The organism is Anaerotruncus colihominis (assembly GCF_010206195.1).
In the GTDB taxonomy this organism is placed as follows: domain Bacteria; phylum Bacillota; class Clostridia; order Oscillospirales; family Ruminococcaceae; genus Anaerotruncus; species Anaerotruncus colihominis_A.
Genome location: NZ_VIQT01000016.1, coordinates 60,826 through 75,685, shown reverse-complemented (window position 1 = coordinate 75,685; position 14,860 = coordinate 60,826). Strand labels below are relative to the sequence as shown.

At 48.0% G+C, this 14,860-nt stretch carries 17 protein-coding genes; 11 read left to right on the top strand and 6 right to left on the bottom strand.

The window, feature by feature from the left end; translation table 11 throughout:
- Positions 1–69: 69 nt before the first annotated feature.
- The 10 genes from FMM72_RS11420 (at position 70) to FMM72_RS11380 (ending at position 8,903) form a co-directional block, all read left to right on the top strand.
- A complete protein-coding gene (locus FMM72_RS11420) occupies positions 70–258 on the top strand; it encodes a helix-turn-helix domain-containing protein (protein ID WP_162221498.1) in 189 nt (62 codons plus the stop codon).
- Positions 251–949 (top strand): response regulator transcription factor, encoded by a 699-nt coding sequence (locus tag FMM72_RS11415; protein ID WP_162221497.1) that lies wholly within the window; start codon positions 251–253, stop codon positions 947–949. The genes FMM72_RS11420 and FMM72_RS11415 overlap by 8 nt, the downstream gene beginning before the upstream one ends.
- Positions 946–2,175, top strand: a complete 1,230-nt coding sequence (locus FMM72_RS11410; protein WP_162221496.1) for a sensor histidine kinase — start codon at positions 946–948, stop codon at positions 2,173–2,175. The genes FMM72_RS11415 and FMM72_RS11410 overlap by 4 nt, the downstream gene beginning before the upstream one ends.
- A gap of 64 nt (positions 2,176–2,239) precedes the next feature.
- A complete protein-coding gene (locus FMM72_RS11405; RefSeq protein ID WP_162221495.1) occupies positions 2,240–2,935 on the top strand; it encodes an ABC transporter ATP-binding protein in 696 nt (231 codons plus the stop codon).
- Positions 2,919–5,279, top strand: coding sequence for an ABC transporter permease (locus FMM72_RS11400; protein WP_162221494.1), 2,361 nt, complete (start codon positions 2,919–2,921; stop codon positions 5,277–5,279). The genes FMM72_RS11405 and FMM72_RS11400 overlap by 17 nt, the downstream gene beginning before the upstream one ends.
- A gap of 106 nt (positions 5,280–5,385) precedes the next feature.
- A complete protein-coding gene (locus tag FMM72_RS11395; RefSeq protein WP_162221493.1) occupies positions 5,386–5,553 on the top strand; it encodes a hypothetical protein in 168 nt (55 codons plus the stop codon).
- A 308-nt stretch (positions 5,554–5,861) separates the two neighbouring features.
- The gene (locus FMM72_RS11390) at positions 5,862–6,284 is read left to right on the top strand and encodes an RNA polymerase sigma factor (RefSeq protein ID WP_172486543.1); all 423 of its coding nucleotides are present in this window, start codon (positions 5,862–5,864) and stop codon (positions 6,282–6,284) included.
- Positions 6,285–6,725: 441 nt separating this feature from the next.
- A complete protein-coding gene (locus FMM72_RS11385) occupies positions 6,726–6,995 on the top strand; it encodes a hypothetical protein (protein WP_118545776.1) in 270 nt (89 codons plus the stop codon).
- A gap of 133 nt (positions 6,996–7,128) precedes the next feature.
- Positions 7,129–7,305, top strand: coding sequence for a hypothetical protein (locus FMM72_RS16980; RefSeq protein WP_016306487.1), 177 nt, complete (start codon positions 7,129–7,131; stop codon positions 7,303–7,305).
- 89 nt (positions 7,306–7,394) lie between these two features.
- On the top strand, positions 7,395–8,903 hold the full coding sequence (locus tag FMM72_RS11380) for a recombinase family protein (protein ID WP_162221491.1): 1,509 nt from the start codon (positions 7,395–7,397) through the stop codon (positions 8,901–8,903).
- Positions 8,904–9,009: 106 nt separating this feature from the next.
- Here the strand turns inward: FMM72_RS11380 and feoB are convergent, their stop codons facing one another.
- The 3 genes from feoB to FMM72_RS11365 all read right to left on the bottom strand — a co-directional run bounded on the left by feoB (position 9,010) and on the right by FMM72_RS11365 (position 12,371).
- Positions 9,010–11,010 carry a ferrous iron transport protein B gene (gene feoB / locus FMM72_RS11375; protein WP_162221490.1) on the bottom strand — a complete coding sequence of 667 codons (2,001 nt, stop codon included), beginning with the start codon at positions 11,008–11,010 and terminating at the stop codon, positions 9,010–9,012.
- Between the two features lie 151 nt (positions 11,011–11,161).
- The gene (locus FMM72_RS11370) at positions 11,162–11,695 is read right to left on the bottom strand and encodes an inorganic diphosphatase (protein ID WP_160210182.1); all 534 of its coding nucleotides are present in this window, start codon (positions 11,693–11,695) and stop codon (positions 11,162–11,164) included.
- Between the two features lie 76 nt (positions 11,696–11,771).
- The gene (locus tag FMM72_RS11365; protein WP_243157793.1) at positions 11,772–12,371 is read right to left on the bottom strand and encodes a LexA family protein; all 600 of its coding nucleotides are present in this window, start codon (positions 12,369–12,371) and stop codon (positions 11,772–11,774) included.
- A gap of 166 nt (positions 12,372–12,537) precedes the next feature.
- Between FMM72_RS11365 and FMM72_RS11360 the strand changes: the two genes are divergently transcribed.
- Complete coding sequence (locus FMM72_RS11360; protein ID WP_162221488.1) at positions 12,538–12,810, top strand: hypothetical protein; 273 nt, start codon at positions 12,538–12,540, stop codon at positions 12,808–12,810.
- A gap of 23 nt (positions 12,811–12,833) precedes the next feature.
- Here FMM72_RS11360 and FMM72_RS11355 read toward each other — a convergent pair whose 3' ends face one another.
- The 3 genes from FMM72_RS11355 to FMM72_RS11345 all read right to left on the bottom strand — a co-directional run bounded on the left by FMM72_RS11355 (position 12,834) and on the right by FMM72_RS11345 (position 14,740).
- Complete coding sequence (locus FMM72_RS11355) at positions 12,834–13,721, bottom strand: radical SAM protein (RefSeq protein WP_162221487.1); 888 nt, start codon at positions 13,719–13,721, stop codon at positions 12,834–12,836.
- On the bottom strand, positions 13,718–14,134 hold the full coding sequence (locus FMM72_RS11350) for a C-GCAxxG-C-C family protein (RefSeq protein ID WP_160210178.1): 417 nt from the start codon (positions 14,132–14,134) through the stop codon (positions 13,718–13,720). The genes FMM72_RS11355 and FMM72_RS11350 overlap by 4 nt, the downstream gene beginning before the upstream one ends.
- Positions 14,135–14,395: 261 nt before the next feature.
- Complete coding sequence (locus FMM72_RS11345) at positions 14,396–14,740, bottom strand: helix-turn-helix domain-containing protein (protein ID WP_160210177.1); 345 nt, start codon at positions 14,738–14,740, stop codon at positions 14,396–14,398.
- Positions 14,741–14,860 lie beyond the last annotated feature (120 nt).

Genomic DNA, 14,860 nt, shown 5'->3' with positions numbered 1-14,860 from the left:
ATCAATGTGCAGCCTCCAACTTGTACTATTCGAGATAAAGAACTATAATGTATTCTGTGGAGGTGCGAAATGGACTATATGACATTGAAAGAGGCCGCCGAAAAGTGGGGCGTGACACCTCGTAGGGTAAATTATTATTGCGCTGGAGGGCGTATCCCCGGCGCTGTGAAAATGGCCGGTGTTTGGCTGATTCCTAAAACTGCGGAGAAGCCGCTTGATGGCCGGACAAAACAAGGAAAGGAATTAAAAAATGAATAGAATATTACTATTGGAGGATGATGTTAGTCTGATAGATGGCTTGGTCTACTCTTTGAAAAAGAATGAATTTGATGTTGAAGTTGCCCGTACTGTATCTGAAGCAAAACAATACTTATCCAAACTCGACAGATACGATTTGTTGATTTTGGATGTCACCCTGCCAGATGGAACTGGATTTGATGTATGTGAAACAGTACGAAAAGAAAATCAGAAAGTCCCGATTATATTCCTGACCGCATCGGATGAAGAAGTCAACATAATCCGTGGGTTAGATAGCGGCGGGGACGATTATATCACCAAGCCTTTCAAGCTGGGGGAATTGTGTTCCCGTATCCGGGCGCTGCTGCGTCGGGCCGGAGTTTCCAAAAGCGAAAAAAACACTTCTATGGAATGTGGCGACATTACCATTGATCTGTTGGGTAGCCGTGCAACCTTAAAGGGAAAAGCATTGGATTTGACAAGCGCTGAATATCGTTTGCTTTGCCTGCTGGTAAGAAATGCAAATCGCGTTGTGACAAGGGACATCATTCTAAATGAGCTGTGGGATGATACAGGAAATTTTGTTGATGATAACACCCTGTCCGTCTATGTACGGCGGCTTCGTGAAAAAGTGGAAACCGATCCGTCCCATCCAGAACACCTTATAACCATCCGGGGCTTTGGCTACCAATGGAAAGAGGTGTCTGTATGAGCTTGTACCAAGATAGACAGATTAAAGGCTTCCTGATATTTTTAATTTTGTTTTCCCTGTTGTTTGTAGGTACAGGAGCCGTTTTGACTATTTATCAGGTGAACGATGTGGAAGTCCTATGGCTCAAACACGATGAAGCGGTTTCGTCCTCACTTTTGGAACAGGGTGTTTCTAAAGAAGTGATAGCAGTTGCCTTTACTAATACGAACATTAGTGAAAATGGCAGGTCATTATTAACGGCTGCGGGTTTGGGAAAACAGGCAGAAAGCAGTATGCGGCCTTTTTTTAATCAATTTCAGCGTTCCGCTTTCTTCATCATGCTATGCACTGTGTTATTTTTTCTCTTTGTGCTTACCATAGGAGTATTCGTTTTTTTCTGGAAAAGGAAGCGATTGTACCAACAGGCCGACAAAATATTATCAAATTACATCAACGGGGATTACTCTTCTCATTTGCCACAGAATTACGAGGGTGCAATCTATCAAGTGTTTTCTTCGATAGAACAGCTTGCAACTATGCTCCAATCCAAAAACGAAACAGAGCGTAAAGCAAAAGAGTTTTTGAAAGACACCATATCCGATATATCTCACCAGCTCAAAACGCCTCTGGCAGCCCTCGCTATGTATCAGGAGATCATTGAAAGTGAGCCAGAAAATGCAGAAACGGTCAAACAGTTTGCGGCGAAGATGGGTATTTCTCTAAAGCGTATGGAGCAGTTAATCTTATCCATGTTGAAGATAACCCGACTGGATACGGGAAACATCATTTTTGAGAAAAAAAGTTGCCGTGTGTCCGAGCTGATAGCTCATTCAGTCAATGACCTAACCACAAGGGCTAAAAGCGAAAGCAAGCAGATTCAGATAGATGGCGATGGTGAACAGCAGCTTATTTGTGACATGGAATGGACAGGCGAAGCGATTGGAAACGTTGTAAAAAATGCGCTGGATCACACACAAGCTGGCGGCATTGTCTATATTACATGGGATCGCACTCCTGCCGTGTTTCGTATTTTTATTTCTGATAATGGTAACGGTATAGCCCCGGAAGATATTCATCATATCTTCAAACGCTTTTATCGCAGCAAACATTCTCTTGATACACAAGGAATTGGACTGGGGCTTCCCCTCGCCAAGTCCATTATTGAGGGGCAAGGCGGTGTTATCTCCGTACAAAGCGAAGCTGGAAAAGGTACGCGGTTTACACTTTCTTTCCTTACGGAACTGTAAGGTCAAATTCATCTGCTTGTAAGCTGCTTTTGCTATCCTTTTGAGAAAGGAGGTACTGATGACTATGGAAATATTGAAAGTACAAGATTTATGTAAAACTTATGGAAAGGGTGAGGCGAAAGTCGAAGCGTTGAAGAAGGTTTCCTTCTCTCTGGATAAAGGCGAATTTGCTGCCGTTGTGGGTGAATCCGGTTCTGGCAAAAGCACATTACTGAACTGTATTGGAGCTTTGGATACCCCTACCTCCGGCCACATTTGGGTTGATGAACAAGACCTGTTTTCCATGAAAGAGGAACAGCGCACGATTTTCCGCCGTCGTAATATCGGCTTTATCTTCCAATCCTTTCAGTTGGTTTCCGAGCTGAATGTGGAGCAGAATATCATGTTTCCGCTTCTTTTGGACTATCGCAAACCAGACCCGGCAGCAGTAGAAGAAATTTTGGAACTCTTGGGCCTTACCGAGCGTCGGCATCACCTGCCGAGCCAACTATCCGGCGGACAGCAGCAGCGTGTTGCCATTGGTCGGGCGTTAATCACAAAGCCCAAACTGATTCTGGCGGATGAACCTACTGGCAATCTGGACAGCAAGAATAGTCAGGATGTTATTACCTTGCTTACACAGGCTTCCCGCCGCTATCAGCAAACAATCCTGATGATTACCCACAATAAGAATTTGACTGCATCCGTTGATCGGGTGTTTCGGGTATCAGATGGCGTTTTGACGGATTTGGGAGGAAAAACAAATGAAGCATTATCTTGACCTTGTTCCCATATCCGCAAAAATCCACAAGAAGCAAAGCAGAATGTCTATTTTTTGCATTGTGCTGGCTGTGTTTCTGGTTACAACTATTTTTGGAATGGCAGATATGTTCATCCGCAGCCAGATTTTGCAGGCACAGCAGGAGTCTGGGAATTGGCATATTGCCATTCGGAATATCAGTAATGAGAAAGCTGCAATTATCGCTTCACGGCCTGATATAGAAGCGTTTTCACCGTATGGCGTTCTCAATTATCGTGGAAATTTAGGCTATACTTTGGGTGGAAAAAATGTAGCGATATGCGGTTGTGATGAAAGATATATAACTGAAATCTGGACTGACCAACTTGAAGAAGGTGTTTTTCCACAGACAAGTAATGAAGCGTTGGTGACTGAAAATGCAAAGCAGATAATGGGTGTTGCGATTGGTGATCCCATTGCCGTAGAAACTCCTGATGGCGACAAACTGAATTTTACCATATCAGGATTTATGAATAATACCGCCTCGATAATGAGTGGCGACTCCTACGGCATCATTTTGAACACAGAGGATTACTGCACTATTTATCCGAATGTATCAGACGGGGAACCGAATGATTACGGCATTATGTTTTACGCTCAATTTGCAAACACAAGAAATATACAAGGGAAAATTGCTGATTTGAAAGAACAATGCAATTTATCGGATGAACAAATATCTTCCAACAATAATCTGCTTGGATTGCTTGGACAAAGCCGTGTTCCCTTTTTATTACAGGTTTATTTGGCCGCGGCAGTATTGTTTGTGCTGGTAATGTTAGCTGGTATTATGATGATTGCAAGCAGCCTTAACAGCAATGTAGCCCAGCGTACAGAATTTTTCGGCCTTATGCGCTGTATCGGTGCAACACCAAAACAGGTTATGCGCTTAGTACGGAAAGAGGCGCTTAGTTGGTGCCGTTTGGCGATCCCTGTGGGTATTTCCATCGGTGTAGTTGTCATTTGGGTCTTATGCGCGATTTTGCGTTTCCTAAGTCCGGAATTTTTCAAAGCGATGCCTACATTCGGATTTAGCGTACCAAGTATTCTTGCAGGAATCGTTGTGGGCTTGGTAACAGTTTTGTTCGCTGCCTATTCTCCGGCAAAGAAAGCAGCAAAAGTATCTCCGCTGGCAGCGGTGTCCGGTAATGCAAACGACTTGGAGCCTGCAAGAAATGCCGCTAATACACAACTGCTTAAGATTGATACAGCACTTGGAATTTATCACGCAAAAGCAAATCGGAAAAATCTGTTTTTGATGACAAGCTCATTTGCTCTCAGTATTATCCTTTTCCTTTCATTCTCTGTAACAGTTGAGTTCATGCAGCATACCTTAACACCGCTCCAACCTTGGACAGCAGATCTATCTATCATAAGTCCCGATAACTCCTGTGCTATTGACAAAACAGAACTCGATAGTCTAAAGGAAAATCCTGTTGTGGATTTAGCGTATGGAAGAAAATTTGCATACGAGGTTCCGTCTGTCACAAACGGTATTGAAAAAAAGATGGATTTAATCTCTTATGAGCAGTATCAATTTGATTGGGCAAGGGACTATTTATTAGAGGGTTCTCTGGAATCTGTGCAAACTGATTTAGGGACGGGCTTAATTGTTTATAATTCGCAGAACACAATACAAACAGGCGATACGGTATCCCTGAATATAGACGGACAAAGTGAAGAAATTCAAATTGTTGGAATATTGTCCAACTGTCCGTTTTACAGTGCCGCCGATGTTGGAACAATTATTTGTTCAGAGGATACATTTGAACAAATTACTGGCGAGTCGAAATATACGGTTATTGATGTGCAGTTAGTGAAAGGCGCAACAGACGAAGAGGTTTATGTGATCCGCCAAATGGTAGATTCATCATTTACTTTCGCTGATGAACGCATGGGTAACAGCAGTACCATGGGAACTTACTATTGTTTTTGGCTGTTCATCTATGGATTCCTCGTCCTAATTGCAATGATTACAATTTTTAACATAATCAATAGTATTTCCATGAGTGTGTCTGCACGGTTGAAACAGTATGGCGCTTTCCGCGCCATCGGCGTTAGCATGGGACAGCTAAGTAAAATGATCGTTGCAGAAGCCTTCACCTATACCATAATCGGCGGTGTAGTTGGTACGGTGTTGGGACTGTTTTGTAATAAGCTATTGTTTGGAATGTTGATAAGTTATAGATGGGGGGATGCTTGGACTCCTCCATTACCAGAGGTAGCCGTTATTCTGTTGATTGTTGTAATCTCTATAATTTTGGCTGTGCAAGGGCCAATCAAGAGAATACGCAATATGTCCATTGTTGATACAATCAGCGCACAATAAATTCAAATCATATATAAGCAGGTGGGTTTTTAATTAAGCCCGCCTGCTGTTATTGAGCTTACAGTTTCGTAAGTCAAAATTCACCTGTTTGTAAGCTGGAACTATTATGATTAAAACAGAAATTGAAAATACATATCTGCCGGACGACGGCAAAAGAAAAAAAGCCGTCGTACAGCAGACACATTTACACGCCTATGGAGCGGCGGCTTTGATTTTCAGAGCCGCCGTTTCTTTTCGTCTATCCCTAAACCAACGACGACCTAACACCGTGTAAATCCACGGCGGCATATAGGAGGATTGCCGCCGTGTCTATTTTTGTCTTTTTTCACAGTACCCATGACCTACACCAGCTAAAAAAAGCGTAGCTCCCCCTCCGGGTTATTCCGGCTATGTATGCGAAATTTGTTGGAACCTTAACTATCATGTCATTTCATGCGTCCGTGTGGCTTCATGCCGCCCGGGCGCTTTTGCGTTCTTATGGGGCTGCTTCGGGTCATGTTGGCCCGAAGCCATTCCCCGGTGCCGCTCCCCGCCGCCTTCGTTTCGGTCACTCGTCAACCAACAACCGAAACGGAGGTCAATATGGCTATTATCAATTTGCGGGACTATTACCCATTCTATACATCGGATTGCTTCATGGAAGTATCGGAAGAAGTTGCAGAAATGTTCAAAGAGTTTGATCGTAAAGAGGCTGCGTACCGGCTGCGTACATACCGCCACAAAGCCTACTATTCCCTTGATCGGGATGACGGGCTGGAACATGAAGCTGTCTTTGTCGCCTTATCTCCCCATGAACTGTATGAGCGGAAAGTGACCATGCAGGAGCTTCACGCAGCGATTTCCAGTCTGCCGGACAAACAGGCAAAACGGATTTATGCTCATTTCATTCTCGGCATGACCAAACAGGATATTGCACGAGCAGAGGGCGTCCATGAAAAAGTGGTTCGTGTCGCAATCGAGCGAGGTCTGCGGCACTTAGAAAAAATTTTGAAAAATTCTTTGTAAGGCGTACCGATTTAGGCCGGAAAATGAAATGGCTTATGAGAGGTAAAACACTTCGGGTCACAATGGCCCGAGGTTCAGACAAACCTCATGCAGATTGAAAATTGAATAAAAAGACACCCGGATACGAAGGGAAACGCGCTGTGTGACAGACCCGCCATGACCTCGGATTTCAGAGAATACAGTCTTTGTAAAACTGAGCGAGCGAACAGGTCCATGCCATAGGTGGGGCAAGGCTGGCTCCACCGGAACAGGCGCAGAACCCGGATACTTGCGTTTAGTCACAGTCCGAGCGTTGAAGCGGTCTTGCAAGCCGTGAGCCGTCGCAGGCAATGAGAACGCCTTGCCATCAGAATGGGGAGAGTTGAAATACTATGGGGCATGAAGCCTATGCCCGTCCGGTGTGTCTGAAATGAAGTGAAAACCTATGGGGAGCCCCCGGCAATGCTGTCTGATGATAGGCCAACCGATCCGGCGTGGCTCCCCATCTTTTCAAAAAAGGAGCACTTTATGGGAAATGCGTTTGGAATGATCCCCGGCTTGGAACCGGACGAATGGAGCAATGACGCCTGCCGTGGTTATGTCATTATGGCAATGGAGAACTGCGGATTTTCAAAGAAGGATATACGGCGTGTTGTGGGGCAGCTTTATGAAGTATTCGACCTCAACAGCGTGGAGGACGCCAAAGAAAAGTACCTTTCCAGTCCTTACTGACCTCGGGCCACATTGACCCGAAGTGGAGAAAGCTCAAAGGGCGGCACCTGCTGGGTGCCGTCTTTTGACATTTCCCCACGGGACAAGTGGGAAAGGCTGGCATATACACGCACTTTCGCAAAGGAGGTTTTCAATGACGCAAACTGTCGCTTATGAACGAGAAACAAAGTCTGTCGCATTTCAAGGGAAGATCATTGTGCTGGAAAGCCTCACGCCGGTACTTCCCCCGAAGGAGAAAGAACAGCGCAGAAAAGAAATTGAGCGTTGTCTTTACGAGGTGTTCAGCAAATATGGAGACAGATTTCCCTAATCATTCGCAACATTGTTGTCCGGGGCTGCTGATGGTATAATATAGTTGTAAGGTTGGTAGCTCCATTCCAACAAGGAAAGGAGCCCAATATGGAATTTATCAGAGAAGATTGTATTTACGCAAGACAGTCAGTAGACCGCAAGGACAGTATCAGCATTGAAAGTCAGATCGACTTTTGCAAGTATGAATTGAAAGGCGGGAGCTGCCGGGTATTCAAGGACAAAGGCTATTCCGGTAAGAACACGGACAGGCCGGAGTTTCAAAAGCTGCTGGGCGAAATCCGCAAGGGAAAGGTCCGGCGGGTCATCGTGTACAAGCTGGACCGTATAAGCCGCTCTATTCTGGACTTTGCAACGATGATGGAGCTGTTTCAAGAGTATGATGTGGAGTTTGTATCATCCACAGAAAAGTTTGATACTTCGACCCCGATGGGTCGGGCCATGCTGAATATCTGCATTGTATTCGCCCAGCTTGAACGTGAGACAATTCAGAAGCGTGTCACAGACGCCTACTATTCCCGGTGTCTGAAAGGCTTCCACATGAGCGGACAGGCACCATACGGTTATCAGTTAGAGCCTACTGTGGTAGAGGGTATCCGCACAAAGAAAATGGTTGCCGACCCCATAGCCGCCGACCATGTACGGCTGATGTTTGAAATGTACGCTGAACCGGAAACCTCCTTCGGAGATATTACCCGATACTTCGAGGAACAGGGTATCAAGATTTACGAGAAGTCAATGGTTCGGAGTTTTCTTTCCCAGCTTTTGCGAAACCCCGTTTATGCACAGGCCGACTTGGAGCTGTACGAATTTTTCAAGAGTCAGGGTGCAGCGATTGTCAATGACGCTTCTGACTTTGCCGGAACAAACGGCTGCTATCTCTATCAGGGGCGGGATGTGAAGGAGGACAAGGACAGGTGCTTAAAAGACCAGATACTTGTTATCGCTCCCCATGAAGCACTCATTTCCTCTGACACATGGCTGAAATGCCGGAAAAAACTTATGGCAAATACCACCTTCCAGCAGGGACGGAAACCGAAGAACACTTGGCTGGCTGGAAAAATCAAATGCGGGCATTGTGGGTATGCTCTGAAAGCCACCCATGTACCAAACAGCACCGGGTATTTCCGCTGTACCAAACGGACGGAAAACAAAGGCTGTCCGGGCTGCGGGAAAATCCGCAAAGAAGAATTTGAGCAATTCATTTTCTCGGCCATGCAGGAGAAGTTCAAAGACTTTCAGATACTCCACGGCAGAGAGGAAAAAGTCAATCCGAAACTGACCGCCTATCAAGTGGAGCTGGTACAAGTGGAGGCAGAAATTGAAAAGCTGCTGGATACGCTGACCGGAGCCAATGCGACCTTGCTTGCCTACGCCAACAAAAAAATTGAAGAACTGGACACCCGACGCCAGACCATTTCAAAGGCAATCGCCGAATTGAGCGTTGAAACCATATCTCCCCAGCAGATAAAGAAGTTATCCTATTATCTCGACAACTGGGAGAGCATAGATTTTGACGACAAAAGAAAAGCCGCCGATGGTTTGATCTCTACGATCAAGGCCACCAGCGACCGTGTTCAGATAGAGTGGAAAATCTGACATTTCCGCTCTATCGCCCCTCATTTCTATTTTATCTTGTTTGTACCCCTTGTACACTGATGTTTTTATAGATTGCGACACATTTTCCAAGGTACAACGCGGTGGGCTATGGGAAATTGGACAGCACTTTTTGGCACAACAGCCCGATTTGATAAACTGCCAAGGCAGCTCCATAAGCAACCAATGTCTGTGAAAGAGCGGCGATCACCGTCGTTTTAATGGAATGCAGCTCGCGGCGCATCGTCGCCAATGCTGAAACGCACGGCGCATAAAGAGCGCAGAAGGTTAAAAACGACGCTGCCGAAAGCGGAGTAAACAGCTCTGTAAGCGCCGTTTCAAAAGAATGCGCGCCAGCACACGCCACGCCGAGCGACGAAACGACGGCTTCCTTTGATACCAATCCCGCCAGCAATGCGATAGCCGCCTCCCCATTTCCAAAGCCGAGCGGCTGAAAAAGCGGTGCGAGCGCGTTTCCGATAGCGGCAAACATACTTTGCGATGCATCCCCGGTCCATTGGAAACACAGATCGATGTGCTGCATCAGCCAGATTAAGACGCTCAATAAAAATATTAACGTCCCAGCCTTGCGCAAAAAATCACCGCATTTAGATATTGTACTGTACAATACATTTCGCAGCGACGGCACACGGTACGGCGGGAATTCCATCAGGTACGGCGCGCTGCATGTCTTATAGGGGCCTGTGCGCAGCCAGGCCCCTACAGCACAAGCCGCCGCGATTCCAAGTAAATAGAGCATGGCCAACGCCACACCTTGATGCGATGGAAAAAACACGCCTGTCAGCAGTGCATAGATCGGAAGCCGCGCACTGCACGGCAGATATGGCGTCAAAAGGATGGTCATGCGCCGTTCCTGGCCGCTGCTCAGCGTTCGCGCTGCCATGACAGCCGATGTTGTACAGCCAAATCCCATTAAAAGCGGAATAAAAGATTTGCCTGTCAATCCGATCCTCCTCAGAAAATAGTCCATCAAAAAGGCTGCGCGCGCCAGATATCCACACTCCTCCAATACGGTAAGGCACAAAAAGATCAAGGCGACCTGCGGCAAAAAAGTCAGTACACTGCCAACGCCGCCGGCTACGCCATCGGCTGCAATCCCGACCCAAAAATCTGATGCGCCAAATTCCGGAAGCACCCTGCGCAAAAAATCCGCTGCCTGTATAAAAAATCGTTCAGCAGCGCGCTTCATGGCAAGCCCCAGGCTGCCAAAACAGATTATAAACATCATAGATACGACAGCCGTAAAAATCGGAAACGCCAGAAAACGGTTGAGCGCCAATGTATCAAGCCTGTCGGACCAGGTATGCGGCCGCTTCGCGGCATGTACGGCTGTTTGCCGTACAATGGAATCGACAGCATGATAACGCGCCTGCGCCAGAAATGCGGCTGCATCTGTCCCGCAACGCTGTTCAAATTCGCTTCTGATCCTGTCGATATGCCGGCGCTGTGTCTTTGTAAGACCAAGCGAATCGGCAAGCTGCATATTTTCCAGCAGACCAACCGCATAAAACCGCAGCCGTTCAGACCGGCGGATATGCTCTGCAATCACGCAGGCGACGGCAGCGATCGCCGCCTCAGCCGCCGCGCCATAGCGCGGCGGCTGGCCTGCGCGCGCCCCAGCGCGCGCCGTTTTGGCTAACAGGCTGACTCCCTCTCCGCTGCGCGCCACAACGGGAACCACCGGTACGCCGAGTATATGCGCCAGCGCGCCGCAGTCAATCGTACCGCCTTGCGCATGCACCTCGTCCATCATCCCAAGTCCAACGACCATCGGGCAGCCAAGCTCGCAGAGTTGGAGCGTCAGATAAAGACCTCGTTCCAGGGACATCCCATCCAACAGGTTTATCACTGCATCATATGGGCCATCAAGAAGAAATTCGCGTGTCACCTGCTCCTCCAGCGTAAAGGCTGCAAGTGAATAAAGCCCTGGCAGATCAATCAAACGCGCACTGCTGCCACGCACCACCCCTTCCCAGCGTTCGACCGTCACCCCAGCCCAGTTTCCGACATGCTGATGGGCGCCTGTCAGTTTATTAAACAGCGTCGTCTTGCCGCAATTTGGATTTCCCGCAAGCGCAAGCGTCTGCACATCCGTCACCCCCAATGGTAACAGAATATGTCATTGCATCATAAAATAGGCACGCACAGAAAAGGCCGCCCGAAAAATCGGGCGGCCTTTTTCAGTCCGCTTCAGAGCCTGCTTGAAAAAAATCGTGTTTGCTCCAGTTCTTATAGAATCCTCAAGCCCTGCAAAACTTTTCGACATAATTATCAATGGCCGCCTGGACAATTTCCAAAGCAGTCTCCGGGCCGGCAGTATCGTTAACAGCCGTCTGTTTGCCCTCCAGCTCCTTGTAAACCGAAAAGAAATGGCGCATCTCCTCAAAAATATGCACCGGAAGCTCATCGATGCTCTTATACATATTGTACATTGGATCGTTGAAGGGAATTGCAATGATCTTCTCATCGTTCTTCCCATTATCAATCATCGAGATTACACCGATCGGATAGCAACGTACAAGGCTCAGGGGAATTAACGACTCCGAGCACAACACAAGCACATCGAGCGGATCCTTATCGTCGCCGTAGGTGCGCGGGATAAAACCATAGTTGGCTGGATAATGCGTTGATGTATACAGGATACGGTCCAGGATGATCAGGCCCGTCTCCTTGTCAAGCTCATATTTGTTTTTTCCGCCCTTTCCAATTTCGATGACAGCAATAAAATCGTTTTTTGAAATACGTTTAGGTGAAATATCATGCCAAATATTCACAGCCTGTTCCCTCTTTCATACAGTTTCCAAACCCTTGCATGGTGACAGTTTACCATATGCCGCCAGAAAAAGCAACTCACCACCGTGTTTTTGTCTCAACAACCTTTCCGATGATGACGAGCTGTTCAAGCTCCTCCCCAATGAATACCTGCGGCTGATACGCCTGATTAAACGGCTGGAGGATGACCGCTCCCTCCTTTTTAATCACGCGCTTGAGCGTTCCCTCCTCGCCCGCGACAAGCACAACCGCCAGCTCGCCGCTTTCAACATCGGGCTGACGATGTACAAGCGCCAAATCGCCGCTGTGGATACGCGGTTCCATGCTGTCGCCGCGTACAATTAAATAAAAATAATCCCTTGGATCGCGCACCTGCGCAGGCGCAGTTCCATAATCCTCCTCAAATGCATAAGCCCCGTAGCCGGCCTTCACGGTCCCAAGCACCGGCAGCCGCGCCGTATCCTGCGCGCTGTTTTCAAAATCATGGTCACGCCCGAGCAGATAGTCGGAAGATACGCCCAGCACATCGGCAATTGTCGCCAGCGCGTTCGGCCCCGGTGTCGAGCTTGCGGCCTCCCATTTCGCTACCGCCTGCTGGCTGACGCCAAGACGCTGTGCCAGCGCGCGCTGCGAAATCCCGCGTTCCTTCCGAAGGGCTTTCAGACGTTCTGAAAACATTCTGTATCCTCCATCCATTTTGTTTCTTTTAGTATACAATCATCTGTTGTCTATGTCAATCCGTATTTTTAGAAAAAGTTGTTAAAATAGCACTTGACAACTATATTAAGTTGTATTATAGTGAATGTAACAACCGCATTTGACAACGAGAAAGAAGGTTCCCCATATGAAGCTGCTATACCGCGCACGCCAACTGTATCAACTGCTTTCCATCATTTCTGTCTTTTTAATGATCGGCTCGCTTGGAGCGTGGGAAACCGGCGGCATCAGCTTCCCTGAGCTGGCGTTCCAACTCTTATTTTTCGGCGGATGCGCACTTTTCTACGCAAAAAAAGGCGGCCGCCCAAAGCGTACCGCCACGTATAACCCACGCAAAGCCAGCCATACCGGCAGGGTTATCGCGCACCCGGCCGCACGCCGCCGGGTCCGTGCCGCCTGATCCGTTTATTGAGATTTGGTCAATCAAAGCCCCTCCAATCGGAATGTCGGCGTGAATTCTGCACATGCGGAAGCGCGCTCCTGCATATACCCATTGAGTCCAAGTTCCCGCGCGCGTTGCAAAACACGATTGTACTCATAGGTGCTGACACGCCGATCAATTTCCGGATACCGCGCGCTGTGATGCGACGGTGTGTATTGAGCCATCAGGCTGATTAAAATTTCATCCCGTGGCAAATTTGATGCAATCCATTCCAAAACAGCAATCGAATCCTCCGCGCCCTTGGGCAGCACGAGATGGCGGATCAACAAACCCTTTTGCAGCACCCCATTCACGTCCATCTCAACACGACCCACTTGACGGAGCATCTCCGGCAAAGCGGCCGATACTACTTTAAAATAATCGGCCGCTCCCGAATAACGCGCGCTACGGCGCGCATCGACATACTTAAAATCGGGCAGATAGACATCTATCATGCTTTCCAGCGCGCGCAGCGTCTCCATCGATTCATAGCCGCCTGTATTACATACAACCGGAACTCGCAAACGCGGACGCGCCAGGCGCACAGCCCGCGCTGCCCAAGGCGCAAAATGCGTCGGATTAACCAGATTGATATTGTGCGCGCCCTGCTTCTGGAGCGAAAGAAAAATATCTGCAAGTTGCTGCACTGTCAATTCTTTTCCAAATCTCCCGGCGCTGATTTCATGATTTTGACAAAAGCAGCATTGCAACGCGCAGCCCGAAAAGAATACCGTTCCAGAACCGCGCGTGCCGCTGATGCACGGCTCCTCCCAGGCATGCAGAGCCGCGCGCGCCGCGCGCACATGATTTCCGCCGCCGCAGAAGCCGGTTCCACGCACCCTGTCCGCACCGCACCGGCGCGGACAGAGCGTGCAATTATACGCGTTCATGCAGGAGCATCCAACAGGAACCGCTCAACAATCCGGCCCGCGCTTGCCACGCGATCTGCACAGGTCAGCTTATGTTGGCCATTCAACTCCAGAAGCTCCCTGCAAATATTGCTTCCATTTTCCTCTGCAAACGCCTTAGACAAGAAACGGATCAGCGCATATGTATCCTTTTTCGTGAGACCGTCCGCAACCGCTCCGCTGCTGTTTTTCAGGCCCGCAAGCATATAAATAGCGGCCGCCGCCCCGCAGATCCCGTCATGAGAGCCTCCAATCCCGCCGCCAAAGCCCTCTGAAATGCGAAAAGCCATCCGTTCATCAAGGTCAAATTGTGTACTGTAGGCACAAAGCACCGCCTGCGCACAATTACACCCCTCTTTATGGAGAGCAAGCGCGCGCTCGATATAACTGCCCATAGATTGATACATCCCCTTGTCCGTTTTGCTGTGGCGCTCCCTTCATCCCTGCATACACGCAAAAGCGGGCCCCGCCTTTGGAAATCAGCGGCGTCGCATGTATGGAATCGCCAGCCACAACGGGCGGCTGTCTTATAAGGGGCAACCTATTTGCTGCAATCATTATACCAGTCATGCAAGGCGATGTAAATCCCATGCAACCATGGAGAAAACAGGCAGCGCCGCAAGTTTTATCACTTTTATTGCGTATTGCGCCTGTTGTTAGAAAATTTGGCCCAATTGGATATAATTGTCCAGCAGATGGATAACATCCCGCTGTTTATCCGCATCAAGCTTCATGATTTCATTCATGCAGCGTTGAAGCTCTGTAATGCACTTGCCTTCCTCCGACGCAAGCTGTTCATCAAACAACTGCGCTGTTTGGATTTTAAGGCCCTCCGCGATATGGTCAAGTGTCTGAACCGTCGGATTGCATTTGCTGTCGCGTTCCAATCTGCTGACACATGCTGAAGTCAGACCAGAAATAAACGCCAGTTGTTCCTGTGTGATTCCAAGCGTCGTGCGCAGATACCGAATATTTTTTTGAATAATCTGACTGCTGTTCATCCAAAACACCTCTTTTCGACATCATAATACATTCTTCGATCCTTTTCCAAATGTCATAGGTACAGAATTGAAGAATTGGTATTATAGTTACAATTAATTTTGCCATATCTGCGGATTTTT

Coding starts and splice junctions, on each gene's coding strand:
- FMM72_RS11415 (WP_162221497.1), top strand. CDS start 251: ATGAATAGAATATTACTATTGGAGGATGATGTTAGTCTGATAGATGGC.
- FMM72_RS11400 (WP_162221494.1), top strand. CDS start 2,919: ATGAAGCATTATCTTGACCTTGTTCCCATATCCGCAAAAATCCACAAG.
- FMM72_RS16980 (WP_016306487.1), top strand. CDS start 7,129: ATGACGCAAACTGTCGCTTATGAACGAGAAACAAAGTCTGTCGCATTT.
- FMM72_RS11385 (WP_118545776.1), top strand. CDS start 6,726: ATGCTGTCTGATGATAGGCCAACCGATCCGGCGTGGCTCCCCATCTTT.
- FMM72_RS11395 (WP_162221493.1), top strand. CDS start 5,386: ATGATTAAAACAGAAATTGAAAATACATATCTGCCGGACGACGGCAAA.
- FMM72_RS11365 (WP_243157793.1), bottom strand. CDS start 12,371: ATGTTTTCAGAACGTCTGAAAGCCCTTCGGAAGGAACGCGGGATTTCG.
- FMM72_RS11420 (WP_162221498.1), top strand. CDS start 70: ATGGACTATATGACATTGAAAGAGGCCGCCGAAAAGTGGGGCGTGACA.
- FMM72_RS11410 (WP_162221496.1), top strand. CDS start 946: ATGAGCTTGTACCAAGATAGACAGATTAAAGGCTTCCTGATATTTTTA.
- FMM72_RS11350 (WP_160210178.1), bottom strand. CDS start 14,134: ATGGGCAGTTATATCGAGCGCGCGCTTGCTCTCCATAAAGAGGGGTGT.
- FMM72_RS11405 (WP_162221495.1), top strand. CDS start 2,240: ATGGAAATATTGAAAGTACAAGATTTATGTAAAACTTATGGAAAGGGT.
- FMM72_RS11390 (WP_172486543.1), top strand. CDS start 5,862: ATGGCTATTATCAATTTGCGGGACTATTACCCATTCTATACATCGGAT.
- FMM72_RS11345 (WP_160210177.1), bottom strand. CDS start 14,740: ATGAACAGCAGTCAGATTATTCAAAAAAATATTCGGTATCTGCGCACG.
- FMM72_RS11360 (WP_162221488.1), top strand. CDS start 12,538: ATGAAGCTGCTATACCGCGCACGCCAACTGTATCAACTGCTTTCCATC.
- FMM72_RS11355 (WP_162221487.1), bottom strand. CDS start 13,721: ATGAACGCGTATAATTGCACGCTCTGTCCGCGCCGGTGCGGTGCGGAC.
- FMM72_RS11380 (WP_162221491.1), top strand. CDS start 7,395: ATGGAATTTATCAGAGAAGATTGTATTTACGCAAGACAGTCAGTAGAC.